Genomic DNA, 22715 nt, shown 5'->3' with positions numbered 1-22715 from the left:
GTGTCCGACCACGTAAGAGGCACGGGAAAGGAAATCCTCCCCCTTGTAATAGAAGGTCTATTACAGTAGGTGGCATGAAGCCGACCCGAGCCGGGACCACCGAGAACATCTCCGTATCCATGCCCGCCGAGCTGGTGAGTGAGCTCCGCTCAAGAACCGGGCGCCGAGGCCTGTCCGGCTACATCACCGAGGCCGTGAGGCATCAGCTCGCCATGGATGGGCTCGCCGAGATCGTCGCGGCCCACGAGGAAGAGCACGGCGCGCTCACGGAGCAGGAGATCGAAGCCGCTCGTCGCGAGCTCTTCGGAGACGAGAAGGCCGGGGACGCCGAACGGGGCGCCGCGTGAAGGAGCGGCCGGCCCGCTCGCTGGTGCTCGACTCCGAGGCGCTCTCCCTGCTGCTGCGCAACGACCGCGGTATGGCGGCTCGCATCGAGTCATCCCGGCAGGCCGGGATTCCCGTCCTCGTGTCCGTGCTGACCATTGTGGAAGCCGTCCACGGGAAGACCGATCTGGCGCGTTTGAAGTGGGTGCTCTCCCGGCTGCGGGTGGAAACGGTCACCCAGGAGGACTCCTTGACCGCCGTGGAGCTGCTTCAGGACGCAGGCGGGCTGCACGGGCACAAGTACGCCGTCGACGCCCTCGTCGCCGCGCTCGCGCTCCGGGTCCCGGCCCCCACGATCGTCCTGACTTCCGACCGCGATGGCTGGTCGAAGCTCTGCGGGAACCGCGTGATCATCAGAGCGGTGTGAGCGCCGCCGCCTACTGGGGCTGGCCGACGGGGCTTGCGCGCTCAGGGCCCATCCCGCTCTCCGGGCGAAGCACCGGGGTATCGGCGGACACGACGGTCGGTCGGCCGTCCCCTAACCGCCCGCGCGAACACCACCCCCGTCAAGCGATGGCGGCGATGCCGGCCGCTACGGTGAGCGGGCGTCGAAGACAAGGTGCGACCCGCGGGCCGTGTGAGCCGGCGGGCGGCACCGGGATTCCACGGCATCCGCCCCCTTGGCGCCCGCACCCACCCCCACCCCGCGAGGAACCACCATGCACGTCACCGTCGAGAGCACCGAAGGCCCAGTCGGCATCCCGTCCGCCGAGCATCGCTGGACCGCGCTGTTCTTCATCACCGAGCCCGGCATCGGGGAGGTTCTGCCCGAACTGGGCGGCTGCACCACGGGGTTGTGCTCCGTGCGCGACGACGCCGCGCGGTTCGCCCGGGCCGGCGTCCGTGTTCTCGGCGTCAGCGCGCACGCGCCGGGGCACTTGGCGGAGTTCGCCCGTACCCGCGACCTGGGTTACCCGCTGGTGGGCGACGGCGACTTGACGCTCGGCCGGGAGCTCGGCGTTCCCGAGGTGACGGCGCGAGGGCGGACGCTGTTCGCCCGGGCGGCGGTCATCCTCGACCGCACGGGTGAGGTGCGGGCGCTGCTGCACCCCGTGCCGGACCCGGCTCGCCACGCGGCGCTGGTCCTCGACAAGCTCGACGAGCTCACGGCGGCGAAGCCCGACAGCGCCTGACCCCCCGGCACGCCCACGCACCCGCCCCCGCACGGGAGATGATCCCCCGACTCCCTCGCGCGGACGCCCGTCACCCACGACACTGGGAGGCGCAGGCGGGACCGGCTCTCTAAGGGGGACGCAGATGCGGGACAGCCATCGGGCCGAGGCCGAACGGCTGTTGGTACGCGCCGTGGAGGAAGAGGTACGGCGCTCCGGCGGGCGGTCCGACGGCAACGCGCTGCTCTCCCGGGGCCGGGGCGCGCTCGACGCGCTGGCGCGGAGCGCGGCCGAGGAGTACGCGGCGTACACCCACGCCCTGGACGAGGCGGCGGCCGGACAGCTCTCCTTCAAGGAGCGCTTCGGACGCGACGGCGGCCCAACAGGCCTGCTGGCGACGGGAGTTGGCGCGGCCGCCGCGATCGTGGTCGACGGGGCGCTCGGGTTCGGCGCGGGCGGCGCGGTGGGGGCGGGGGCGGCCGTCCTGGTGGCCGGCGCCGCCGCGACGGTCGCCAAGGTGACGCTCTCGCATCTGCCGGCCGCCCACCACAGGGCCGGGGCGCTCAGCCAGCCGGGCGGCCTCGAACAGCTGCGGTTGCAGTGGCTGACCGCCCTTGAGGTGCGCGGCATCCGGCCGTTCCTCGACCAGCAACGGGTCGTGAGCCCCCAGCCGCAGCAGAAGAAGAAGGTGCCGACGCAGCTGCGCGGCACCGACAAGAGCGCGGCCGCGCGACGCAGGTCGGTCCTTGAGCAGTCGTTCGGCCATCTGCCCGATCCGCAGGGCCCGTTCGCGGGCCGGCGGGCAGAGCTGGCCCGGATCGGCCAGTGGGTGCAGGCGGCCCGCGCCTCCACCGAGACCCGCCCCGTCGTCGTGGTCCTGCACGGCGCGCCCGGCTCGGGCCGCAGCACCCTCGCGCTGCGGGCGGCGCACGCCCTGCGCGACCAGTTCCGGGGCGCGTGCCTGGTCGACATGCGCGGCGGCGGCCCCGCGGGCGAGAACCCCCTGCCCACCAGGGACGCGCTGCTCCATCTCCTCAACCGGCTCGGCGCCCCCCGCGAGCAGCTGCTCTTCCGCAACGGGGCCACCCCTGACCGGGCGGAGTCCAAAGCGTGGGGAAGGTCGTCGCCCGAGCAGCAGGTGCGCCGCTTGGCCGAGCTCTACCACCAGCATCTGACGGGCCTCGCGGTCACCGTCGTCCTGGACGACACCGACGACCCCGAGCAGGTGTGCACCCTGGTGCCTCAGCGCTCCGAGGGCCTGGTCCTTGTCACCTCGTCCAAGCCGCTGGAGCTGCCCGCCGACTTCCCGGCGTGGGTGCACCAGCTGCCGGTGGAACCGCTGGACGCGGCGGGCACGGAGGAGCTGCTGCGCGAGGCCGCCGAAGAGAAGGACAGCGGCCCCTACGACGCCGAATCGGCCGAGCTGGTACGGCAGTTGTGCGGCGGACTGCCGTTGGCGCTGCGCGTCGCCGGGTCCTCGCTGGGGCCGCGGTCACCGCGCGCGCTCGCGTCGGACCTGTCGGCGTACGGTCCGGTCGCGCCCACCGAGCGGGCCCTGTGGCTGCGCTACACCGACCAGTGCGAGCCGGCCCGCCGCCTGCTGCGCCGCCTCGCGCTCGCGGGCCGGGCCTCGCTGGGCGCGGCCGCCGCGGCGGCCCTGCTCGCCGCCGACGAACAGGAGGCGCAGCGCCAGCTCACCGCGCTCGCGGCGGCGGGCCTCATCGACCATGTGCGGGGCAGCCGTTACCGCCTGCACGACGTCGTACGCTCCTTCGCCCTGGCGCGCCTGGCCGACGAGGAGGACCCCGACGAACGGGTGGCGGCCCAGGAACGCCTGATCCGCAACTACGCGGAGCTCGCCGACGCGGTGGGGCGGATGGTCGACGGCAAGATGTCGACCAGGGCCGGCCAGTTCGGCGGGCACGGCTTCCCCTCGCTCGACGCGGCGCTGCGCTGGCTCGACGACGAGTCGAGCTTCATCACGGCGGCCCTTCGCCAGGCCGAGGGCGTCGACCAGGAGGCCGTCCTCAGCCTGCTCGGCGCGCTGTGCGACTACTGCCTGCTGCGCGGCGACCTCTACCGCCTGGGCGAGATCAGCGAGCTGACGCAGGCCGTCGACCAGGGGCTCCTGGTGCGGTCGGTGCAGTGGCGCACCGGCATCGCGGCCCGTCAGCTCGGCGAGCTGGACACCGCGCGTACGACGCTGTCCTCGGTGGTCGACCTCTACCGCGAGGCCCAGCACGACGCGGGCCAGGCGCTGGCCCTGTGTTCGCTCGGCATCACCCTGCACCACCAGGGCAACCTGGCCGAGGCGTCAGCCCGGCTGCGCGAGGCGATCGCCCTCCAGGGCGGCGAGGAGCTGTCCGGCGACCGCGCCTGGTCGCTGCACGCGCTCGCGGCGGTCGAGCGCGACCGCGCGAACCTGTCCAGCGCGCGGACCCTGCTCGCCACCGCGCTGGCCCTGCACCGCGAGAACGAGTCCCTGCACGGCGAGGCCTGGACCCACTTCCAGCTCGGCCAGCTCCATCTGCGGACCGGCGAAGTGCCGCGCGCCGAGGCCGAGTTGCGTACCGCGCTCGATCTGTACGGGCACACCCGCGACGGGCGCGGCGAGGCCTGGGCGCTGACCCAGCTGGCCCGGGCCCGGCTCGTCGAGGGCGACGCGGGGCCCGCGATCGACGGGCTGCGCCAGGCGCTTGCGCGCCACCGCGAGCAGGAGGACGCGCGCGGCGAAGCCTGGACGCTGTACTACCTGGGCCAGGCCCTGGAGGAGCGCGGCGACCGCGATGAGGCGGTACGCGACCTGGAGCGGGCCCGCACGATGTTCTCGCGCATGCGGGACGTGTACGGGCTCGCGTGCGCCCGCCACCACTCGGGCCGGGTCACCCGCGACCAGCGGGCCGCCCAGACCGGCAATCTACGCAATTCCGGCTTCGCCCGGCAGCTCCTGGTCGACGCGCGCGCCGACTTCCACCGTATCGGGGTGGCGCACGGCGAGGCCTGGACCTGCCTTGAGCTGGCGTTGATCGACGCGGGCAACAACCGGCCCGGCCCGGCGCTCGCCCTGTGCGACGAGGCGACCGCGCTCTTCGCCTCCTACGACGACCGGCGCGGCGGCGACTGGGCCCGCTTCCTGCGCTGCACGCTGCTGCCGTACGCGGGCGCGGGCGGCGTGGAGGTGGGCACGGCGGTCGCGCAGGAGGAGCTGGCCGAGCTGCTGCGCGCCGGGCACGACGCCCGCGACAGCAAGCTGGAGGACTGCGTGGAGGCCTTGGCGCTCATGCTGGAGCGCGGTGTCTCCCTGGAGGCGGGCTGGCAGGCGTGGCAGCTCGGCATGGTCCCGGACCGGCACGCCCGGGAGGTCATGGGCGTACCGGCTTCGGCGGACGCCGCATCGCCCCCGAGCGGCGCGGCGACCCCGTAGCCCCAGGGCCCGGGCGGCCGGCCTCGCGCCTCGCTCGTGCCTCGGGCCGCCGAAGTGGCCCCGGGACCGGACGAACCCACCCCCAGGCCCTGACCGACGCGACGCGGGGCGAACCAGGCGCGGACCCGGGCAGCGCGGCGCGGCGGCCCAGGCGTCGAAGCCCCGCCGCAAGTGAGCGGCCGGGGCTTCGTTGTCAGAGCCCGGCCCTCACCGGCCCGGGCGGCGCGGCTTGCCGGCTAGGCGCTCTTGGCCGCGCTCTTGGCCGTGTCCTTGGCCGCAGGGGCAGACGCCGACGCCGCGGCGTCCGGCTCCGGGGCCTCCTCGAAGTCGACCTTCCCCATGTGCCGGTTCATCGACTTCATCAGGAGCCACACGCCGAGGGCGAGTGCCGCGAAGACGATGAACCCGAGGACACCGGGCGTCACCTTGTCGTTGTTGATTTCGTCGGCCAGCGGGACCAAGTGCGTCATTGCGAGGCTTGCGCTCATATCAGGCATTGTCGCGTACGCCCGCGAAGAGGTCGTCCTCGGGGAGGGAAGTGTCCACGAGCGACTTCGCCAGCTCGTACTCCTCGGTCGGCCAGACGTCCTTCTGAAGGTCGAGCGGAACGCGGAACCAGCCGCCGTCGGGGTCGATCTGCGTGGCGTGCGCGATCAGCGCCTTGTCCCGGATCTCGAAGAACTCAGCGCAGGGAACATGCGTGGTCAGCGTGCGTTCGGCGCGGCCGAACTCCTTCCACCGCTCCAGCCACTCGCCGTAGGGGGAGTCCATGCCGCGGGCGATCAGCGCCTCGTGCAGCGCGACGGTGCGCGGCTTGTTGAAGCCCTGGTTGTAGTACAGCTTCCGCGGCTGAAACACCGGCCCGAATTCGGCCTCGGGGAACTTCTCCGCGTCCCCCGCGCCGTCGAAGGCGACCATCGAGATCTTGTGGGTCATGATGTGGTCGGGGTGCGGGTAGCCGCCGTTCTCGTCGTAGGTCGTGATGACCTGCGGACGGAAGTTTCGGATGGAACGCACCAGGCGCCCGGCCGCCTCGTCCACGTCCTCCAGGGCGAAGCAGCCCTCGGGCAGCGGCGGCAGCGGGTCGCCCTCGGGGAGACCCGAGTCCACGAAACCGAGCCATTCCTGACGGACGCCAAGGATCTCGCGCGCCTCGTCCATCTCCCTCTTGCGGACCTCGTGGATGTGCTCCTCGATGTACTTGTCGCCCTGGAGCTTCGGGTTGAGGATGGAGCCGCGCTCGCCTCCCGTGCAGGTCACGACCAGCACGTCCACCCCCTCGGACACATACTTCGCCATGGTGGCCGCGCCCTTGCTCGACTCGTCGTCGGGGTGGGCGTGCACGGCCATCAGTCGCAGCTGCTCAGTCAAGACTCGATCCTCGGTGACTCAGTAAGTGAATGGGGCGCCCTCTGTGATCGACGCAATGGGCGGCTTCTATAGTGACCGAATCGGGGGACGGAAAATTCCTGGACCCCCACCAGCAGGAGGACGATCATGGCCGCTGTGCGCGAGCAGCTTCCCCAGGGGCGCTACGGGCGCTCGGCGGACCAGCGCGCGGACCGCAAGCTGAAGATCGTCGGTGCGGTGCTCGGCGCCGCGCTGCTCGGCGTGGTCGCCTGGATCGGCTTCGACTACGTGGGCGGGCAGTCGCTCTCCGCGCAGGTGATCAAGTTCAAGGTCGTCTCGGACACCAGGGTCGAGGTGCACCTCGAAGTGACCAAGGACAAGAAGGCCAAGGGCACCTGCACCCTGCGCGCCCAGCAGACCAGCGGTGACGACGTGGGCCGGGCGGACTTCCGGTTCGACGAGCCGGTCACCCAGGTCGACAAGGTCCTCACGATCACCACGACGTCGCGGGCGACGGCCGCCTCCCTGGTCAGCTGCCAGTCCGACTGAGCGCCGGCGCTCGCCCGGCCCAACCGGCCCGACCGGCTCAACCCGGTCTGACCTGCGTTGATGCAATCCCAGCGGTGTATGTCCTCCCCCTACGGCGCCTGAATTGTTAGGCTCGTGGTTTCGCCCACCCGTCAAGGAACATGCTTGAGGGTAGGGCGTGCTTTGTATGTGCTTTGTATATCCAGTACCGACGAGGAGCACCTGTGACCCAGACCAGCGACAACGTCACCTGGCTGACCCAGGAGGCGTACAACCAGCTCAAGGCCGAGCTGGAGTACCTGTCTGGTCCCGCGCGCACGGAGATCGCCGTAAAGATCGCGGCGGCCCGTGAGGAGGGTGACCTCCGGGAGAACGGCGGGTACCACGCGGCCAAGGAGGAGCAGGGCAAGATGGAGCTCCGGGTGCGCCAGCTGACCCAGCTCCTCGAGCACGCCAAGGTGGGCGAGGCTCCGGCGGCGGACGGCGTCGTGGCCCCCGGCATGCTCGTCACGATCGCCTTCGACGGCGACCCGGACGACACGCTGGAGTTCCTGATGGCCTCGCGTGAGTACGCTTCGACGGAGATCGAGACGTACTCGCCGCAGTCGCCGCTCGGCTCCGGCGTGAACGGCAAGAAGGTCGGCGAGGACGCGGAGTACGAGCTGCCGAACGGCAAGAAGGCCTCGGTGAAGATCCTGGCGGCGGTCCCGTTCAACGGCTGACGCAGCCGAGCCCCACGCCGAAGCCCCGGCCGCCTCAGAGGCGGCCGGGGCTTCGTTGTCAGGGCGTGGTCCTCACCGGCCCGGGAGGCGCGGCCGTGACCGTACGGGTGTGGCGCGGACCGGGGCGCCGGAGGAAGGGCGCCACCTCGCACGTACGTCACCTTCCGCGTACGCAGCTTCATGGGTACGCCGCTCGGGGGGTACGCCCGCGTGGGTACGTACGCGGGGTTACGTGTCCGCGTGGCTACGTGCGCGCAGGTACGTCCGCTACTTCGTGGCCTTCTCGTACGCCTCGCGGATCTCGGCCGGGACGCGGCCTCGGTCGTTCACGTGGTGGCCGTTCTCCTTGGCCCAGGCCCTGATGGCCGCGGTGTCGCCGCTGCCGCCCGCCGACTTGGCCGGGGCCGCCGCCTTCCCCTTGCCCGCGCGGACCCGCCGGCCGGCCTTGGTGAAGGGCGCGACGGCCTCAAGGAACTTGTCGTAGCTCTCCGGAGCGAGGTCGATCTCATAAGCCACGCCGTCAATGACGATCTGGTGCGTGGCCGCCTCAGTGGTTTCTTCACCCGTGAGGTCATCGGTGTAGATGGTGACGATCTTCTGTGCCATGAGGGGAGTGTAGGGGCGTTTCCGGCCCCGCCCGTCCCCCCATGGCGACGCCGCCGACGGCCGGGGCCGTGAGGATCAGGGCCGCCACCGCGAGGACGAGATGACGCGGATGGCTCCGCCGGGGGTGAGAGACGCGGCCTCCACGTGGCTGGCGGGCCTGCACTGGTCGACCTCCTGCTCCCACATGCCCCGCCCCTCCGAGCGGGCCAGGATCAGCGCGTTTCCGTTCACCTCCATGACCTGGCCGGCCAGATTCCGAGCCATGTCCACGACGACCTCGCCCTTCGCGTACCTCATCGGGCCCGCCTCCGCGCGGCCCGGCAGAGGTCCGTCAGCTTCCTGGCCCCGTCGATCGAGATCCGCCCGAACCGGATGGTGTGGAGGTCGACGTGGCGCCCGGCGACGGGGTCCCAGGTCCTCGTGCATTCCAACGTGACCTCCCCCACGTCCACCCCGGCCCCCTCCAACGCCGCCCGCAGATCCAGAAAGACCTCGTCCACGACTTCGGCCCTGGTCTCCGGAATGAAGGGGGTTTTTCTTGTCGGCATGGGCATGTTGCTGGCGAACATGTATTCGTCCTTCCTGGGGCTCAACTCCGTTGCTGGTTAAGAGAGTTCCGCTTCACAGGTACGCTCGCCAGTAGCTGAATACCGGAGTCCGACAGAGGTAAAAGGCATATGCCAAGAACGCGTGAACTGGAGCCGGGCGACAGCCTTGAGCAGTACCTCGGGAACCTTGTCCGGGAAGCTCGCGCCGCCATGGACCAGTCCGAAGGCAGGAAGCTCTGGACCCAGGCGCACCTCGCCGAGCGGGTGTTCGTGAGCCAGACCCGGATCTCCGAAGTCGAGCTGGGCGAGGTCCCGCCGGACCGGAGCCTGGCCGAGAAGATCGAGCGGACGCTCAACATGCGACCGGGATCGTTGGTCGACCTGGTCAAGCTGCTGGAGCGGGAGAACGTCCGCGACTACGCCAAACCCTTCGTGCGCCGACAGGAGGAGGCCCGGTTGATCCACGAGTTCAGGCTGACCATCCCGGCACTCCTCCAGACCGGCGACTACGCGCGCGCCCTACTGGTCACCGGCGACGCGGATCCCAGGGCGATCGACACGTACGTCGAGCAACGCATGGAGCGCCAGCGGATCCTCGAGCAGGACGACCCGCCGTGGTTCGCGGCCATCGTGGACGAGGCGGTCCTCCTCCGAGGCACCGGTTCCAGCTCCGTCATGGCCGCGCAGCTCAAGGTGCTGCTGGAAGCCCAGGAAGTCCGGACCACCAGCATCCGGATACTCCCGCTCCGATCACCACACGTCATCGCCGGTTCGTTCACGCTCGTCACCCTGGCCAACGGGGTCCGGGGCGCGTACACCGAGGGGTTTTCGACCGGCAACTACACCGAGGAATTCGCCGAAGTGATGACGTACCAGAGGGTCTATGATCGGCTGACCGCCAGCGCGCTGACAGCCGAGGCGTCCACGGCCCTGATCTACGAGGCGATGGAGAGGTTCAAGTGAGCGAAGCACCGAACTGGCACAAGTCTTCGTACTCCGGCGGTAACACCAACGACTGCGTCGAGATCGCGGACAACCAGCCCCGCGTCCTGGTTCGCGACACGAAGGACCACAGCATGGGCATCCTGACCCCTTCCCGCGCTGCCTGGCAGTCCTTCGTCGGCTACGCCAAGCGAATCGGCGGCTAGCGCAACGCCGGTCGGCCGACCGGCGGTTGGCGGAACGACGGCGGATCCGCCAACCGCGACCGGGCGGCAGCGCGCGGCTCGGAGTCAGCGTCGTGGCCCCCTCTGTAGGTTCGACGGAGAGGGGGCCACGCATGTCGCCACGGGCATCCACAGCTCGTCCATGTGTCGGACTGTGGCGACCAGGTCCGGGATTTCGGCCGAGTAGCCAGTGGTCTCACACCAGACCCGGATGTCGTCCTCGCTTGCGTTCTGCTTGCCGTTCTCGATGCGAGAGACCTTGGACTCCTGCCAACCTGTGATAGCAGCGAAGGCCCGGCCGCTGGTGAATCCCGCGTCCTTGCGGTATCCACGCAGCCGGGCGCCCAACGCCTCGCGGGTCTCCTGTGCACGGTTGTTCACTGCTCGGTCAGAACTTGTACTCGGAGTGCTGGATCGCTGAGTCCCAGAGCAGGTCCCGGACACGAACGCATTCGGCGACCGTCTCGGGATCGTCGACGACTTGTGAACCGAGAACCCTGCCACTCTCGTCGAAGTGCCCGACAGCCAGGAGCTTGTCATCAAAGAGCCACCAGTCGTTGCCGTCGACGGGAAATACCAGGCCCTCGGGCACCCTGTGGCGCGGCAGCCATCGGATCTGCTCGCCGGCCTCCTCGTTGAGCGGAGTTCCCTCATACTCCCAGCGGATGTACGGGGTGTGCGGCTCACTCACGACGCGGACCCGCCGAACCACCTTGCCATCCTGGGTGAGCCGTCGAACCATCGACAGCCACGAGTCCATGAAGTCGTTGTCGACCACTCCCGCGAGCCACTTCTCGTACGGCCCGTCCTCCAAAGGCACCGAGTAGTCGTCCCTCAGTTCCAGGTGGAAGGCATCTTGCGCGACAGTCTCAATGAGCCGGTTGCGCTCGGCGCCGGAGATCAGCTCCACGTGGTTCCTCCAGTAGGGCTGTGATCGCGGCCTTGGGGACCTCGACCACGGTCTCGTAGTCCGGAATCGACATCTGGGAAAGAGCCTCGGGATCAGTCACTTCCCGGCCCTGCACAACGTACGTACCACCCGGTGTGAGGACCATGACCGGGCCCTCAAGGCGCTTGAACTCTCCAGAGGGGAGACCGTCCTTCTCCAGGTGCGCGAACAGCTCGGTGGGGACCTCGACAGCGGTCACGCCTTCGGGGATGTCGAGCTTCACCCGCAGTGAGAGCGCCGACTTCACGGACGACTCACTGTTCGAGTGGCGAGGTGGAGGCCCCGAGACGTGGGCAGACTCGGCTCCTTGGCTCTGCCGTCATGAGCGCCGTGCTGTATGTCCTGGCAGCCGCGCAAACGCCGGCCAGTGCTGACACGACAGCTACTGGCGCCGTGCTTGCCGCCAAGGCAGGATCACGCACCATGACGACTTCCGTTCTGGTCATGGGTGGCTCGCACTTCCTCGGACGTACCGTAGCGGTTGAAGCGCTGCGTCGTGGGTGGTCCGTAACCGTGTTCAACCGAGGCAAGACAGGCAGAAACCCTGACGGAGTCCACGCCGTCCAGGGCGACCGCACCAACCAGAAGGACTTGGTACGGCTGGCCGGCATCGGGCCTTGGGACGCGGTTATCGACACCTCTGGGATGTCCGCAAACGTCGTAGACCTGGCGACTCAGGCCCTGTCTGAGGCAGCACGCAGGTACGTCTACGTGTCCACGGTCTCCGTCTACGCGGGGTGGCCCTTGTTGCCTCTCACGGAGGATCTTCCTACCCTCGCGGAGGCTGAACCAGCCTCACAGATGCCGGGGGACGTAGTCGTGTCGTACGGGGTGGACAAGGCCGCCGCGGAAAAGGCTGCCCAGACAAACCTAGGGCGCGCACTGACGATCCTGCGGCCTGGCGTGATCCTTGGCCCGGAGGAGTACGTGGGCCGACTCCCGTGGTGGTTGCGCCGAGTGGAGCGGGGTGGTCGAGTGCTGGCTCCCGGCAACTCCGATCAAACGATTGCACCCGTGGACTCCCGGGATGTCGCCGTCTTCGCCTGCGATCGAGCGCAGGTGGGGCGTGAGGCTGAGATCTTCAACCTGACGGCCCCGAAGAATCACGCGACCATGGAGAGTTTGCTCAAGACCTGCATCGACGTCACGGGCTCTGACGCCAACTTGGAGTGGGTGGAGGCAGACTTCCTCCTGCACCATGGTGCGAAACAGTGGACCGAGCTGCCGCTGTGGCGGACGTACCCGGGCACGTGGTCAGTGTCGGGGGTGCGCGCGCAGGACGCTGGTTTCGTATGTCGTCCGCTCTCGGAAACCGTTGCCGACACTTGGTCCTGGGTCGTTTCTGGGGAAGATGCCGTCGACAGCGAGCGGGCAGCTCATATCGGCCTGGCCCGGGAGAAAGAGGCCGCCTTGCTCGCCGCTTGGGACGCTCGCTAGTTCTCGATTTCGAGGCCCGGGACTCCGGGCAGGGTGGACCTGGCGGAGTCCCGGCTGAAACTCTCGATGTAATGACCCAGCTCTGACGCTTCTCGGCGCCTTTGAAGGGCTGGGACAGTGAGCTGGGTACGAACGCCCCGGAGTCGCGCCAGAAGCCCGTCTACCCGCTGCTCTGGCAGCAGTTGGAACACGGGGCCCAGCGTCGTGACTGCGGATTCGAGGTCTCCGTTCAGAAGTTGCGCCAAAGCGAGATCCGCAGTGGCCTCCATCTCCACCTTCACCGACTTCTCTGTTGTCGGCCTGGCCCTGACGAGGTTCAAGGCCTGGGATGACGCATCGACAGCCCTTCCTCCATCGCGCACCAGGAGCCAGGAGCTCCCCGCCGACATGGCGGCGCGCTCCGGAGAGAAACCGAACTCCCCGCCCATGTCGTCGTGATGGTCATCACGGATGTCTCGGTCCACCTGCTGGGCGGCTTCCAGCTCGTAGCGGACCTGTTCGGGCATCCCAAGGTGCGCGTAGGTGCGCGCTGCCACACTATGAAGCCGGAGCTTCGCCGTGCCGGAGGTAGCGAGGGCTTGGGCGGCTTTGACGTGCTCCAGAGCTTCGGTCGGCCGGCCGTCCCAGTACGCGAGGAGCGCCAAGTTGCCGCCGCACCAGGCGGCCAGTGGGGCGTGGTCAATGGGCCTCACGTAGCGAGGGCAGCCATGGTCAAAGTCTCCGCAGCCTGCTGCGAGCCGAGGTCGAATGCTGCTGACGCGAGGAGCGCACACGCCTGTCCCGCGAGAAGGTACAGCTCCGAGGACTGGCCAGGTCGGTGGGTCAGAGGCATTCGCCGTTCGATCGTGTCCCGAATCGCCCTGGCTTGGACGAACACTTCGGCAGCCGGCCTCTGGTGGTAGCAGCGAGCCACGCCGCGGAGTTGAGTGCGGAGTAGCTGGATCGTTTCGGGGGTCAGGGACATGGAAGCGGCGTCGCCGGCGGGCGAGGCGGCGTCGTGTGCAGTCATGAGCAGGTCTTCTTCCGTTATGTGGGGATGCTGCACTACCGACAGGGAGGATGTTCTTTCCCCCTGCCGCGTACCCACCGGAGCCATCAGCCGTTCTACCGGCTGACCGAAGATCTCCTCCAGGATGAGACACGCGTACGGCTGCGGGGTGATACCCCCTCCGAGCCACCGGGTCCACTATCGTGACCCGACGCTTTCACGGCTCAGTTTGGGATCTTGGTTTCGTTCGCCCAGTCGGCGTGCTGTCTGCTCGTATCTCGGGTGGAACAGGGCGTACGACTCGATGCGCTCATCTCGTGCGAGCTTGCGCAGGAGAGTTTCCTGTTCTTCCGCCATGCCGGCTCTCCCGTTCCGTGTCGAGCTTTCCTTCTGAAGTATCACCAACTCCAGCAAAATCACGGGTCGTTCAAGCAGGAGACGGAGCGAAGTCTGCCCGAAGTCCTGCCGACGACTTCGGAGTCAATGACGGCGTCGCAGGTGGCGTTTACAAGTCGTGGCGAAGTCACTCGCGTACTCCGATGCTTTACGTCACGCCAACACGGCAAGTGACCACGGAGGTGCAGACGGTGGTGACGTTCGCACATTCTTCGGAAAGGTCCGGGGCTTCAGAGTCTAGCCGCAAAATAGCCCTCGATAAGAATCCATCGCTCGCAAGGAGCAGAGAATTCATGGCTAGAAATTCATGCGACGACCTCGCCACCCTCGAGGAGGCGGACCGGACGTCGTACTGGATCGGCGATCACCCGGAACTGCGCTGGGAGCATCGCCTCAACGCCGCTTACTGAGCCCCTGAAAGCGCCGCTAGGGTTGGCGCATGGACGAGGAACCTCTGTCGGAGTGGGCAGAGCGCCGGGACGCGAAGATCGGCCGGCTGCGGGCCGTCCCGATCGTCTCGGGCGACAGCCCCAGGGGTTCGCACGTGAGCCCTGACGCGCCGCGCGCCATCGAGCGGTGGAACGGGCACGCCTGGGAGCCGTACGGATTCGCCGCAAGCCTCGCCGAGACCAGGCGCCTCCTGTTCCCCGAGGCCCATACTCCCGCCGCCGGCTCGGCCGGCCTCGCGGGGCAGCCGCTCGCCCCTGGCAGGGGCAGACACCGAAAGCCGTAGACATCTCACGGCCCCGGCTCGTTCCCCTCCCGAAGAGAATGGGGCGGGGCTCCCCCGTTCAGGGCGGGCCCCCGGTCGCCTCGTAGGCGTCCGGGGGCTTCGCGTCGGCGTACGGAATCAGCTCGCCGCGCGGCGGTACTTGCGGACTGCCAGGGTGCGGAAGACGGTGATGATCAGGACGGACCAGATCACCGACGCCAGCACCGGGTGCTCCATCGGCCAGGCACCGGTGATCGACTTCGGCACGTTCGGCATCGTGTTGCCGAACAGCTGACGCGCCCCCGCCACCGTCGCGCTGAAGGGGTTCCACTCCGCGATGTGCTGGAGGAACGACGGCATGCCGGTGACCGGCACGAAGGCGTTCGAGATGAACGTCAGCGGGAACAGCCAGATCAGGCCGCCGGACGTGGCCGCCTCCGGGGTGCGTACCGTCAGGCCGATCAGCGCGCCGATCCAGGAGAACGCGTACCCGAGCAGGAGCAGCAGCAGGAAGCCGCAGATCACCTTGCCGATGTTCTCGTGGCTGCGCCACCCGACGAGCAGCGCGACGCCGGCCAGCACCACGAGGGTGAGGGCGGTCTGCACCAGGTCGGCCAGGGTGCGGCCGGTGAGGACCGCGCCGCGCGCCATGGGCAGCGAACGGAAGCGGTCGATGAGGCCCTTGTGCATGTCGTCCGCGATGCCCGCGCCCGCGCCCGCCGTCGCGAAGGTGACGGTCTGCGCGAAGATCCCGGCCATCAGGAACTCCTTGTAGAGGCCCGGGTCGGTGGAGCCGCCCACGCTGATGGAGCCGCCGAAGACGTACGTGAACAGCACCACGAACATGATGGGCTGGATCAGGCCGAAGAGGACGATCTCCGGGATTCTGGCCATACGGATGATGTTGCGCTGGGCGATGACCAGCGAGTCCCGTACGGACCCGGCGATGCCGCCGCGCGGGGCCGGCGCCCCGGACGTAACCGTTTCGCTCACGGTGCTCACTTGTCGCGCCCCTTCGCCTTGTCCGCTGCCTGCGCTCCGGGCCCCCGGCCCGCCGCGCCGTCCGTCGTGGTGGCCGCCTCGCCCTCTTCCGGGGCGCTCTCGGCCGCGTGGCCGGTGAGCGAGATGAAGACGTCGTCCAGGGTGGGGCGGCGCAGGCCGATGTCGTCGATCTCCACGCCCCGCGCGTCGAGGTCCCGGATGACCTCGGCGAGCAGCTTGGCGCCGCCGGTGACGGGGACGGTGAGGCGGCGGGTGTGCTCCTCCACCTTGACCTCGCCCTTGCCGAACGTCGCGAGTACGTCGCGGGCCGGCGTTATCTGGTCGCCCTGGTGGACGACGACCTCGACGCGCTCGCCGCCGGTGCGGGCCTTGAGCTGGTCGGAGCTGCCCCGGGCGATGACCTTGCCGTGGTCGACGACGCAGATGTCGTGGGCCAGGCGGTCGGCCTCCTCCAGATACTGCGTGGTGAGCAGCAGCGTGGTGCCGCCGGCCACCAACTCCTGGATGACTTCCCACAGTTGCTGCCGGTTGCGCGGGTCGAGGCCGGTGGTCGGCTCGTCCATGAACATGACCGGCGGCGAGACCACGAGGGCGGCCGCGAGGTCGAGGCGGCGGCGCATGCCGCCGGAGTACGTCTTGGCGGGCCGGTCGGCGGCGTCGGCGAGGTTGAAGCGGTCGAGCAGTTCGCCCGCGCGCACCTTCGCGGCCTTGCCGCTCATCTGGTAGAGCCGGCCGACCATGCGCAGGTTCTCGCGGCCGGTGAGGTATTCGTCGATGGCCGCGAACTGGCCGGACAGGCCGATCGAGCGGCGGACCTCGGTGGGATGCTTGAGCACGTCGATGCCCGCGACGACCGCCGTGCCCCGGTCGGGCTTGAGCAGGGTGGTCAGAACGCGCACGGTGGTGGTCTTGCCGGCGCCGTTGGGGCCGAGCAGGCCGAGGACGGTGCCTTCGGGGACGTCGAGGTCCACCCCGTCCAGAGCCGTGACGTCGCCGAAAGTCTTCACCAGGCCTTCGGCGTAGATGGCGCCTGGCATGCGAGTACCCCCAATGATGGATGAAGACTGTGGTGGATTAAGGCTGTGGTGGATTAAGACTGGTGTGACTTGCTGCTTTCTGGACAAATCCTAGAATTTCCGGGCAGCCATCGCCCGATGAGCCCGGCCGGGACACCCCGGCGGGCCGCGTCAAGGCAGACCCTAACGCGATACATCGCGTCTCGTCAGGGGTTCGGCCGATCCCGGCGCGACGAACCGATGGCGGCACAACGAACCGCTCCGGCGCAACGAACCGCTCCCGCCCCGGGCGCGGTCCCGACCCGGGCGCGGTCCCGCCCCGGGCGCGGTCCCGACCCGGGCGGCCGCGCGGGCAAACACAGGCGACCCCCGGCCGGACGGCCGACCGGCGCCGGCTCAGCCGATGACCACGTACCCCGCCTCCTCCAGCGCCGCCGTCACCTCCCCGCAGTGCTCGGGCCCCTTCGTCTCCAGGTGCAGCTCGACCTCCACCTCGGCGAGCCCGAGCCGGGGATCGGTCCGTACATGGCCCACGTCCAGGACGTTCGCATCGAGCACCGACAGCTCCCCCAGCAGCGCCGCCAGCGCCCCCGGGCGGTCCTTCAGGCGCAGCCGCACCGACAGGTAACGGCCCGCCGCCGCCATCCCGTGCCGCAGTATGCGCTGCATCACCAGCGGGTCCACATTGCCGCCGGAGAGCACCGCCACCACGGGCCCGCGAAACGCCGCGGGCTCGCTGAGCAGCGCCGCCACCGGGCTCGCCCCGGCCGGCTCCACGACCAGCTTGGCCCGCTCCAGGCAGAGCAGCAGGGCCGCCGCGAGCTCGTCCTCGGTGACCGTACGCACCTCGTCCACCAACTCGCTGACCAGCGCGAACGGCAGGTCTCCGGGCCGGCCCACCTTGATCCCGTCGGCCATCGTCGGGGCCGCGTCGATGGCGAGCGGGCGCCCCGCGGCCAGTGAGGGCGGATAGGAGGCGGCGGCCGCCGCCTGCACCCCCACGATCCGCACGTCGGGCCGCAGCGCCTTGACCGCGAGCGCGATCCCGGCCGCGAGCCCGCCGCCGCCGATACCGACGACGATGGTGCGCACCTCGGGGCACTGCTCCAGGATCTCCAGACCCACCGTGCCCTGGCCCGCGATGATGTCCGGGTGGTCGAAGGGGTGGATGAACACCGCGCCCCGTTCGTGCGCGTACGCCTGCGCCGCGGCCAGCGTCTCGTCGACGACCGTGCCGCGCAGGATCACCTCCGCGCCGTACTGCCGGGTGGCCGCCACCTTCGGCAGCGGGGCGCCCATCGGCATGAACACCGTGGCGTGCACCCCGAGCAGCGAGGAGGCGAGGGCCACGCCCTGCGCGTGGTTGCCGGCGCTCGCCGCGACCACCCCGGCCGCCCGCTCCTCGGGCCGCAGTCCCGCGATCCGCACATACGCGCCGCGCAGCTTGAACGAGCCGGTGCGTTGCAGGTTCTCGCACTTGAGGTGGACGGGCGCGCCCACCAGGGACGAGAGGTGGCGGGAGCCTTCCATCGCGGTGGTGCGGGCCACTCCCGACAGCATCTTCTGCGCGCCGCGGACATCGTCGAGGATCAGCGGGTGTGCGGGACGGGACGTACCAAAGCTCATGCTTCAAGTCTCGCAGCTCGCCCCGTTCGGAACTGTCCGGATTTCGATCACGAAAGCAGTTGTCCACAGGTTTGCGCACCGCCGGTACGTATGCCGAGCGGGCCGCGTACTCTGTCCCCCACCACACCGAAACCCGCACGAGAGAGCCCCGGCCATGCCCCCAGTTCAGGACATGACTCCCCCGCTCGACCCCGGCCTCCTCGATGCCCTCCAGCACCAGGTGGCCGTGTTCGCCCGCCGCGCAGAGCAGACCAGGCTCGGCGGGGTCGGACAGGTCCGCAACTCGATGGACCGGGCCGCCTACCTGCTGCTCAACCGGCTTGACCTGGAAGGCCCGATGGGCGTCAAGGCGCTCGCGTCGGGCATGGGGATCGACTCCTCGACGGTGACCCGTCAGGTCGCACCGCTCGTCGACACCGGCCTGGTCAAGCGCACCTCGCACCCCGAGGACGGCCGGGCCGTGGTGCTCCAGCTGTCGCCGCGCGGCCAGTCGCGGCTCGAAGAGGTGCGCTCCTCGCGGCGCGAGCTCATGGCGCAGGTCACCGACGGCTGGACGGACGAGGAGCGCGAGTCGTTCTGCGCGCTCCTGACCCGCTTCAACACCGCGCTCTCCGCCCGCCAGTCGGCCCCGCAGGAGCCGGCGGCGCCGACCTCTTGACCCGGGGCTCGCGCCTGCCCTCATATGAGGCTCATGCGCGAGCGGCACTCTGCCCAACACCGCCGCCGCACCCGGGAGTTCGAGGCATTCGTGGCGGGCGCGGGCGGCCGGTTGCTGCATGCCGCCACCCTCCTCACCGCCGAGCCGCCCGACGCCAACCCGCGCGCCCTGCGCCTGTTGGAGGCCGCGCTCGCCCAGACGTACGCCCGCTGGCAGCGGCTGCGCGGTGAGGATCCCTACGACCGGACCCGTCAGGAACTCGCCGCCCGTTTCGCCCGCACCGCCTGGCGCGGGCGCCGCCCGGCGCTCCCCGGCCTGCCAAGGCCCCGCCCGGTAACCGGGCTGCTGGCGCGGCTGACCCCGCAGGAACGGCTCATTCTCGTGCTGCGGCTTTACGAGGGCGTCGCCGAGGAGCAGACGGCCGCGATGACGGGCCTGCCGGTGGACCGGGTCCGCGCCATCTGCACCCGGGCGATCGCCGCGATGCGCAGCACGCCCGCGACCCCCAAGGCCGCGTCGTGAAGCGGCGGGACGGTCACGGCGGGCGGAGGTGCGGATGAGCATGCCCGACCGCAAGAGCGCCGAGGTCCGCCGGCTCCTCGAAGGCGGTGCCCATCCGGTCCTGCCCGCCGAACTCGCTTCCCGCGCCGCCGAGTTGGGGCTGCGCGTGCTGCGCAGACGGCGCGTGGCGCGGCGGCTGCTGTGGCTCCTGGCCACGGCGGCGGTGCTCGCCTTCGCGCTCTGGGCCTCTTTCGCCCATCCCTGGGTGGCGCCGCCGTCCACGGTGACGCCACCCGTCGGGATCTAGGGATCCAAGGATCCAGGGATCCAGGGATCCGGCCCAGCGTCTGCTGGCGGCCGGGAGCTAGCCGAGCGCCTGCTGGAGGTCGGCCAGCAGGTCGTCCGCGTTCTCGATGCCCACCGAGACGCGCACCAGGTCCGCCGGGACCTCCAGGGCCGAGCCGGCCACGCTCGCGTGCGTCATCCGGCCCGGGTGCTCGATCAGCGACTCGACGCCGCCCAGGGACTCACCGAGCGTGAACAGCTTCGTACGGTTGCAGACCTCGACCGCCGCCTCCTCGCCGCCCTCGACCCGGAAGGAGACCATGCCGCCGAAGGCACGCATCTGCTTGGCGGCCACCTCGTGGCCGGGGTGCTCGGGCAGGCCCGGGTAGAGGACCTTGGTGACCTTGGCGTGCCGCGACAGCATCTCGGCGACCCGGCCCGCGTTCTCGCTGTGCCGGTCCATGCGGACCGGAAGCGTCTTGATGCCGCGCAGCACCAGCCACGAGTCGAAGGGGCCGGCGACCGCGCCCATCGCGTTCTGGTGGTAGGCAAGCTCCTCGCCGATCTCCGCCGACGCGGCGACCAGGGCGCCGCCCACGACGTCGGAGTGACCACCCATGTACTTGGTCAGCGAGTGCACCACGATGTCGGCGCCCAGCGAGAGGGGCTGCTGGAGGTAGGGGCTGGCGAAGGTGTTGTCCACGACGAGCCGGGCGCCGGTGTCCGCGGCCACCTGCGCCACGGCCGCGATGTCGGTGATGCCGAGCAGCGGGTTGGAGGGCGTCTCGACCCAGATGACCTTGGTTCGGTTGGTGACGGCGGCCCGCACGGCAGCGGGGTCGGAGGTGTCGGCGACCGACCACTCCACGCCCCAGCGCGAGACGACCTTGGCGAACAGGCGGAACGTGCCGCCGTACGCGTCGTTGGGGATCACCACGTGGTCGCCGGGCGTCAGCAGCGTACGCAGCAGGCAGTCCTCGGCGGCTAGACCCGAGGCGAAGGCGAGGCCTCGGCTGCCGCCTTCGAGGGCCGCCAGGTTCTCCTCGAGGGCGGTCCTGGTCGGATTCGCGCTGCGGCTGTACTCATAGCCGCCGCGCAGCCCGCCGACGCCGTCCTGTTTGTACGTGGAGACCTGGTAGATCGGGGGAACGACCGCACCGGTCAACGGATCCGCGGTGTTGCCGGCATGGATCGCGATGGTCTCGAAGCTCTTGTCAGAGTGCTCGTGGCTCATGGCTCCAGAGCCTAGTTCGTCGGCTCACCGAGTTCGTCATATCCGGCGGACGTCTGGTTCGCTGGGGACCATGGAGATTCTGTGGACCCTGATCGCGCTGTGCGTGGTCGTCGCGATCCTCGGCCGGTTCGCGCTGCGGCGCGGCGGCGGCCCCGGCATCCAGCTGTCCCGGCCCGGAGCGCCGGACGCCGCGGACCCGGCGGCGTACGACTTCGTACGCCAGGAGGACCTTGACGTACGCCTGCCGGGTCCCGACCAGGATCTCCTCGACGTGCTCGCGGTGGTCCAGGGCACCCAGAACTGGAAGCCCGCCCAGCGCCTGCTGGCCGAGACGCCCAAGGACGGCGAGCGGCGCTGGCAGCGCGTCCAGGCCTTCGCGGGCGCGGCCTCCTTGGAGCTGGCCGAGCGTCCGGGCGTCGGCGGCGCCTGGCTGCGCGCGTGGCGCTCACAGGCGCCCAAGGACGCGGGCGCGGCGCAGGTGCACGCGGAGTTCCTGGTCCAGCAGGCGTGGCGGACCTCCTCGGTGGGCCAGGACGACTTCCGGATCATCCTGGAGGAGGCGCACACGGTGTGCGGCGAGGCCGCGCTGCTCGCTCCGGGCGACCCGGTCCCCTACATCGTGGAACTCGCCGTGGCCCGTGGACTGGGCAGGCCCCGCCCGGAGTTCGACCAGCTGTGGGCGAAGGTCATGGACCGCGCCCCCGGGCACATGGGCGCCCACCTCGCGGCCCTGCACTACCACTGCGAGAAGTGGCACGGCTCGCGCGCCGAGGCCGAGGAGTTCGCGACGTCGGCGGCGGCGCGCGCCCCGCAGGGCTCCCTGCTGTCGGCGCTGCCCCTGTTCGCGCTGCACGAGCACATCCCCGACGTCGTCCTCGTCAACGACTTCTACCGCACGGCGGTGGTGAGCCGGGCGATGGAGGGCGCGCTGCACGCCGTGCACCGGGCCAGGCCCGACGACCCGGCGCTGCCCCAGGTCCGCCACCTCCTGGCGTCCTTCCTGGTACGGGCCGAACGCTGGGCGGAGGCGATGGACCAGTTCGTCGCCCTGGACGGCCACGTGGGCGCCCTGCCGTGGACGCTCAGCGAGGACCCGGCGGCGGAGTACGCCCTGTACCGGGCGCTGGCGGTGGCGGGGTACGAGGCGAACGGGGGCAGCCCGGCGACGCTGCGGCGGCCGTAGGGGGCGGGGTGTGGGCGGGCGGAATCTACGGGGCCGGCCGTACGTTCCCTCTACGCACCCCCGCCTCGTTGAGGAGCCCACGATGATCTTCGGCCGTCGCCCGCCCGAGCTGCCCACCCCCGAGCAGGCCCTCAAGGGCCGCCCGGAGCCCGAATTCACCCTGCCCTCCCGGCACACGGTCCTCGGCAACCCGCTGGCGGGGCCCTACCCCGAGGGGCTTGAGGTCGCGGACTTCGGCATGGGCTGTTTCTGGGGAGCCGAGCGCAAGTTCTGGCAGACGCCGGGTGTCTGGACGACGCTGGTCGGCTACCAGGGCGGCAGCACGGTGAACCCGGCGTACGAGGAGGTCTGCTCGGGCCTGACCGGGCACACCGAGGCGGTCCGGGTGGTGTACGACCCCGCCGTCGTCTCCTACGCGCGGCTCCTGAAGGTGTTCTGGGAGAACCACGACCCGACGCAGGGCTTCCGGCAGGGCAACGACGTGGGGACGCAGTACCGCTCGGCGATCTACACCCACACTCCTGAGCAGGAGGCCGCGGCGCGGGCCTCGCGCGAGGCCTATCAGGAGGTCCTGACGGCCTCGGGCCACGGGACGATCACGACGGAGCTGCTGCCTGCGGAGGGTCGCCCGTTCTACCCGGCTGAGCCGTACCACCAGCAGTACCTGGACAAGAACCCGGCGGGGTACTGCGGCATCGGCGGCACGGGTGTCACGCTGGGGGCGCCGTTCGAGACGAATTGGGGTGCGACTTGCCCCACGGGGCTCACGGCAGCACCGAACCCGCCGGAGTAAACCCCGCCCTTCACGCGCTGGCCGCGCGTGGCTGGCCGCGCAGTTCCCCGCGCCCCTGACCACGCGGCTCTGGCCCGCACGGACCTACCCCCGCC

At 70.2% G+C, this 22715-nt stretch carries 28 protein-coding genes; 15 read left to right on the top strand and 13 right to left on the bottom strand.

The genetic code is table 11. The annotated features are described in order from the left end of the window. Positions 1-74: 74 nt before the first annotated feature. The 4 genes from ACFYM2_RS28350 (at position 75) to ACFYM2_RS28335 (ending at position 4920) form a co-directional block, all read left to right on the top strand. The gene (locus tag ACFYM2_RS28350; protein WP_388840156.1) at positions 75-347 is read left to right on the top strand and encodes a hypothetical protein; all 273 of its coding nucleotides are present in this window, start codon (positions 75-77) and stop codon (positions 345-347) included. Beyond that, positions 344-751, top strand: a complete 408-nt coding sequence (locus ACFYM2_RS28345) for a PIN domain-containing protein (RefSeq protein ID WP_388840153.1) — start codon at positions 344-346, stop codon at positions 749-751. The genes ACFYM2_RS28350 and ACFYM2_RS28345 overlap by 4 nt, the downstream gene beginning before the upstream one ends. Before the next feature lie 292 nt (positions 752-1043). Next, positions 1044-1517 carry a redoxin domain-containing protein gene (locus ACFYM2_RS28340; RefSeq protein ID WP_388840150.1) on the top strand — a complete coding sequence of 158 codons (474 nt, stop codon included), beginning with the start codon at positions 1044-1046 and terminating at the stop codon, positions 1515-1517. A gap of 124 nt (positions 1518-1641) precedes the next feature. Then, positions 1642-4920, top strand: a complete 3279-nt coding sequence (locus ACFYM2_RS28335) for a tetratricopeptide repeat protein (protein WP_388840147.1) — start codon at positions 1642-1644, stop codon at positions 4918-4920. Positions 4921-5156: 236 nt separating this feature from the next. On the opposite strand, the gene ACFYM2_RS28330 is transcribed toward ACFYM2_RS28335, so the two are convergent. Then, on the bottom strand, positions 5157-5417 hold the full coding sequence (locus ACFYM2_RS28330; protein ID WP_388840144.1) for a hypothetical protein: 261 nt from the start codon (positions 5415-5417) through the stop codon (positions 5157-5159). Beyond that, positions 5410-6291, bottom strand: a complete 882-nt coding sequence (gene mca, locus ACFYM2_RS28325) for a mycothiol conjugate amidase Mca (RefSeq protein WP_359003774.1) — start codon at positions 6289-6291, stop codon at positions 5410-5412. The genes ACFYM2_RS28330 and mca overlap by 8 nt, the downstream gene beginning before the upstream one ends. A gap of 126 nt (positions 6292-6417) precedes the next feature. Here mca and ACFYM2_RS28320 point away from each other — a divergent pair, with 126 nt between their 5' ends. Together ACFYM2_RS28320 and greA are read left to right on the top strand one after the other, a co-directional pair. After that, the gene (locus ACFYM2_RS28320) at positions 6418-6819 is read left to right on the top strand and encodes a DUF4307 domain-containing protein (protein WP_359003771.1); all 402 of its coding nucleotides are present in this window, start codon (positions 6418-6420) and stop codon (positions 6817-6819) included. A gap of 203 nt (positions 6820-7022) precedes the next feature. Next, positions 7023-7520, top strand: coding sequence for a transcription elongation factor GreA (greA, locus tag ACFYM2_RS28315; protein ID WP_100574820.1), 498 nt, complete (start codon positions 7023-7025; stop codon positions 7518-7520). 267 nt (positions 7521-7787) lie between these two features. On the opposite strand, the gene ACFYM2_RS28310 is transcribed toward greA, so the two are convergent. The 3 genes from ACFYM2_RS28310 to ACFYM2_RS28300 all read right to left on the bottom strand — a co-directional run bounded on the left by ACFYM2_RS28310 (position 7788) and on the right by ACFYM2_RS28300 (position 8695). Next, complete coding sequence (locus ACFYM2_RS28310) at positions 7788-8126, bottom strand: Lsr2 family protein (protein ID WP_359003767.1); 339 nt, start codon at positions 8124-8126, stop codon at positions 7788-7790. Between the two features lie 75 nt (positions 8127-8201). Continuing rightward, positions 8202-8423: a hypothetical protein gene (locus tag ACFYM2_RS28305; protein WP_388840141.1), complete on the bottom strand. Its 222-nt coding sequence runs from the start codon at positions 8421-8423 to the stop codon at positions 8202-8204. Beyond that, on the bottom strand, positions 8420-8695 hold the full coding sequence (locus ACFYM2_RS28300) for a hypothetical protein (RefSeq protein ID WP_388840138.1): 276 nt from the start codon (positions 8693-8695) through the stop codon (positions 8420-8422). The genes ACFYM2_RS28305 and ACFYM2_RS28300 overlap by 4 nt, the downstream gene beginning before the upstream one ends. 108 nt (positions 8696-8803) lie before the next feature. Between ACFYM2_RS28300 and ACFYM2_RS28295 the strand changes: the two genes are divergently transcribed. After that, positions 8804-9637, top strand: coding sequence for a helix-turn-helix transcriptional regulator (locus tag ACFYM2_RS28295; protein WP_359003758.1), 834 nt, complete (start codon positions 8804-8806; stop codon positions 9635-9637). After that, positions 9634-9822, top strand: coding sequence for a DUF397 domain-containing protein (locus ACFYM2_RS28290; protein ID WP_359003755.1), 189 nt, complete (start codon positions 9634-9636; stop codon positions 9820-9822). Before ACFYM2_RS28295 ends, ACFYM2_RS28290 begins: the two co-directional genes overlap by 4 nt. Before the next feature lie 84 nt (positions 9823-9906). Here ACFYM2_RS28290 and ACFYM2_RS28285 read toward each other — a convergent pair whose 3' ends face one another. Genes ACFYM2_RS28285 through ACFYM2_RS28275 form a run of 3 tightly spaced genes read right to left on the bottom strand, consistent with a single transcriptional unit; the run spans position 9907 to position 11036 of the window. Then, a complete protein-coding gene (locus ACFYM2_RS28285; RefSeq protein ID WP_388840135.1) occupies positions 9907-10221 on the bottom strand; it encodes a helix-turn-helix domain-containing protein in 315 nt (104 codons plus the stop codon). Positions 10222-10228: 7 nt separating this feature from the next. Continuing rightward, positions 10229-10750 (bottom strand): DUF6879 family protein, encoded by a 522-nt coding sequence (locus tag ACFYM2_RS28280; RefSeq protein WP_388840132.1) that lies wholly within the window; start codon positions 10748-10750, stop codon positions 10229-10231. Next, positions 10710-11036: a hypothetical protein gene (locus ACFYM2_RS28275; protein WP_359003747.1), complete on the bottom strand. Its 327-nt coding sequence runs from the start codon at positions 11034-11036 to the stop codon at positions 10710-10712. Before ACFYM2_RS28275 ends, ACFYM2_RS28280 begins: the two co-directional genes overlap by 41 nt. Before the next feature lie 176 nt (positions 11037-11212). On the opposite strand from ACFYM2_RS28275, the gene ACFYM2_RS28270 reads away from it, so the two are divergent. Continuing rightward, positions 11213-12226, top strand: a complete 1014-nt coding sequence (locus ACFYM2_RS28270; protein WP_388840128.1) for an NAD-dependent epimerase/dehydratase family protein — start codon at positions 11213-11215, stop codon at positions 12224-12226. Here the strand turns inward: ACFYM2_RS28270 and ACFYM2_RS28265 are convergent. Next, positions 12223-12918, bottom strand: a complete 696-nt coding sequence (locus tag ACFYM2_RS28265; protein ID WP_388840125.1) for a hypothetical protein — start codon at positions 12916-12918, stop codon at positions 12223-12225. The two genes, ACFYM2_RS28270 and ACFYM2_RS28265, sit on opposite strands and share 4 nt — an antisense overlap. A 1131-nt stretch (positions 12919-14049) precedes the next feature. Here ACFYM2_RS28265 and ACFYM2_RS28260 point away from each other — a divergent pair. Next, the gene (locus ACFYM2_RS28260) at positions 14050-14343 is read left to right on the top strand and encodes a DUF6087 family protein (protein WP_388840122.1); all 294 of its coding nucleotides are present in this window, start codon (positions 14050-14052) and stop codon (positions 14341-14343) included. 117 nt (positions 14344-14460) lie between these two features. Here the strand turns inward: ACFYM2_RS28260 and ACFYM2_RS28255 are convergent, their stop codons facing one another. The 3 genes from ACFYM2_RS28255 to ilvA all read right to left on the bottom strand — a co-directional run bounded on the left by ACFYM2_RS28255 (position 14461) and on the right by ilvA (position 17966). Then, positions 14461-15324 carry an ABC transporter permease gene (locus ACFYM2_RS28255; RefSeq protein ID WP_359003732.1) on the bottom strand — a complete coding sequence of 288 codons (864 nt, stop codon included), beginning with the start codon at positions 15322-15324 and terminating at the stop codon, positions 14461-14463. Further along, positions 15321-16361: an ATP-binding cassette domain-containing protein gene (locus tag ACFYM2_RS28250; protein WP_359003729.1), complete on the bottom strand. Its 1041-nt coding sequence runs from the start codon at positions 16359-16361 to the stop codon at positions 15321-15323. The genes ACFYM2_RS28255 and ACFYM2_RS28250 overlap by 4 nt, the downstream gene beginning before the upstream one ends. Positions 16362-16736: 375 nt before the next feature. Further along, positions 16737-17966 (bottom strand): threonine ammonia-lyase, encoded by a 1230-nt coding sequence (ilvA, locus tag ACFYM2_RS28245; protein ID WP_388840119.1) that lies wholly within the window; start codon positions 17964-17966, stop codon positions 16737-16739. 154 nt (positions 17967-18120) lie between these two features. On the opposite strand from ilvA, the gene ACFYM2_RS28240 reads away from it, so the two are divergent. The 3 genes from ACFYM2_RS28240 to ACFYM2_RS28230 are packed head-to-tail and all read left to right on the top strand — an operon-like array spanning position 18121 to position 19432. Beyond that, positions 18121-18624, top strand: coding sequence for a MarR family transcriptional regulator (locus ACFYM2_RS28240; RefSeq protein WP_350232344.1), 504 nt, complete (start codon positions 18121-18123; stop codon positions 18622-18624). Between the two features lie 33 nt (positions 18625-18657). Further along, a complete protein-coding gene (locus tag ACFYM2_RS28235; protein WP_388456692.1) occupies positions 18658-19146 on the top strand; it encodes a sigma factor-like helix-turn-helix DNA-binding protein in 489 nt (162 codons plus the stop codon). Between the two features lie 34 nt (positions 19147-19180). After that, a complete protein-coding gene (locus ACFYM2_RS28230; RefSeq protein ID WP_359003720.1) occupies positions 19181-19432 on the top strand; it encodes a hypothetical protein in 252 nt (83 codons plus the stop codon). Between the two features lie 57 nt (positions 19433-19489). On the opposite strand, the gene ACFYM2_RS28225 is transcribed toward ACFYM2_RS28230, so the two are convergent. After that, a complete protein-coding gene (locus ACFYM2_RS28225) occupies positions 19490-20644 on the bottom strand; it encodes a cystathionine gamma-synthase (RefSeq protein ID WP_350232340.1) in 1155 nt (384 codons plus the stop codon). Positions 20645-20714: 70 nt separating this feature from the next. On the opposite strand from ACFYM2_RS28225, the gene ACFYM2_RS28220 reads away from it, so the two are divergent. Beyond that, complete coding sequence (locus ACFYM2_RS28220; protein WP_388456694.1) at positions 20715-21827, top strand: hypothetical protein; 1113 nt, start codon at positions 20715-20717, stop codon at positions 21825-21827. A gap of 82 nt (positions 21828-21909) precedes the next feature. Further along, positions 21910-22620, top strand: coding sequence for a peptide-methionine (S)-S-oxide reductase MsrA (gene msrA, locus ACFYM2_RS28215; RefSeq protein WP_359003714.1), 711 nt, complete (start codon positions 21910-21912; stop codon positions 22618-22620). Positions 22621-22715: the final 95 nt, after the last annotated feature.

Source organism: Streptomyces sp. NPDC006711, from assembly GCF_042869775.1.
Classification (GTDB): domain Bacteria; phylum Actinomycetota; class Actinomycetes; order Streptomycetales; family Streptomycetaceae; genus Streptomyces.
The sequence above is the reverse complement of the archived record's forward strand: the minus strand, read 5'-3'. Positions and strand labels throughout refer to the sequence as shown.

What these genes read in the sequence shown, in the direction of transcription:
- ACFYM2_RS28220 (WP_388456694.1), top strand. Translation starts at nt 20,715, where the DNA reads ATGGAGATTCTGTGGACCCTGATCGCGCTGTGCGTGGTCGTCGCGATC.
- ACFYM2_RS28225 (WP_350232340.1), bottom strand. Translation starts at nt 20,644, where the DNA reads ATGAGCCACGAGCACTCTGACAAGAGCTTCGAGACCATCGCGATCCAT.
- ACFYM2_RS28335 (WP_388840147.1), top strand. Translation starts at nt 1,642, where the DNA reads ATGCGGGACAGCCATCGGGCCGAGGCCGAACGGCTGTTGGTACGCGCC.
- ACFYM2_RS28310 (WP_359003767.1), bottom strand. Translation starts at nt 8,126, where the DNA reads ATGGCACAGAAGATCGTCACCATCTACACCGATGACCTCACGGGTGAA.
- ACFYM2_RS28230 (WP_359003720.1), top strand. Translation starts at nt 19,181, where the DNA reads ATGAGCATGCCCGACCGCAAGAGCGCCGAGGTCCGCCGGCTCCTCGAA.
- msrA (WP_359003714.1), top strand. Translation starts at nt 21,910, where the DNA reads ATGATCTTCGGCCGTCGCCCGCCCGAGCTGCCCACCCCCGAGCAGGCC.
- ACFYM2_RS28300 (WP_388840138.1), bottom strand. Translation starts at nt 8,695, where the DNA reads ATGTTCGCCAGCAACATGCCCATGCCGACAAGAAAAACCCCCTTCATT.
- ACFYM2_RS28295 (WP_359003758.1), top strand. Translation starts at nt 8,804, where the DNA reads ATGCCAAGAACGCGTGAACTGGAGCCGGGCGACAGCCTTGAGCAGTAC.
- ACFYM2_RS28305 (WP_388840141.1), bottom strand. Translation starts at nt 8,423, where the DNA reads ATGAGGTACGCGAAGGGCGAGGTCGTCGTGGACATGGCTCGGAATCTG.
- ACFYM2_RS28350 (WP_388840156.1), top strand. Translation starts at nt 75, where the DNA reads ATGAAGCCGACCCGAGCCGGGACCACCGAGAACATCTCCGTATCCATG.
- ACFYM2_RS28340 (WP_388840150.1), top strand. Translation starts at nt 1,044, where the DNA reads ATGCACGTCACCGTCGAGAGCACCGAAGGCCCAGTCGGCATCCCGTCC.
- ACFYM2_RS28240 (WP_350232344.1), top strand. Translation starts at nt 18,121, where the DNA reads ATGCCCCCAGTTCAGGACATGACTCCCCCGCTCGACCCCGGCCTCCTC.
- ilvA (WP_388840119.1), bottom strand. Translation starts at nt 17,966, where the DNA reads ATGAGCTTTGGTACGTCCCGTCCCGCACACCCGCTGATCCTCGACGAT.
- ACFYM2_RS28270 (WP_388840128.1), top strand. Translation starts at nt 11,213, where the DNA reads ATGACGACTTCCGTTCTGGTCATGGGTGGCTCGCACTTCCTCGGACGT.
- ACFYM2_RS28235 (WP_388456692.1), top strand. Translation starts at nt 18,658, where the DNA reads ATGCGCGAGCGGCACTCTGCCCAACACCGCCGCCGCACCCGGGAGTTC.
- ACFYM2_RS28320 (WP_359003771.1), top strand. Translation starts at nt 6,418, where the DNA reads ATGGCCGCTGTGCGCGAGCAGCTTCCCCAGGGGCGCTACGGGCGCTCG.
- ACFYM2_RS28260 (WP_388840122.1), top strand. Translation starts at nt 14,050, where the DNA reads ATGGACGAGGAACCTCTGTCGGAGTGGGCAGAGCGCCGGGACGCGAAG.
- ACFYM2_RS28330 (WP_388840144.1), bottom strand. Translation starts at nt 5,417, where the DNA reads ATGCCTGATATGAGCGCAAGCCTCGCAATGACGCACTTGGTCCCGCTG.
- ACFYM2_RS28250 (WP_359003729.1), bottom strand. Translation starts at nt 16,361, where the DNA reads ATGCCAGGCGCCATCTACGCCGAAGGCCTGGTGAAGACTTTCGGCGAC.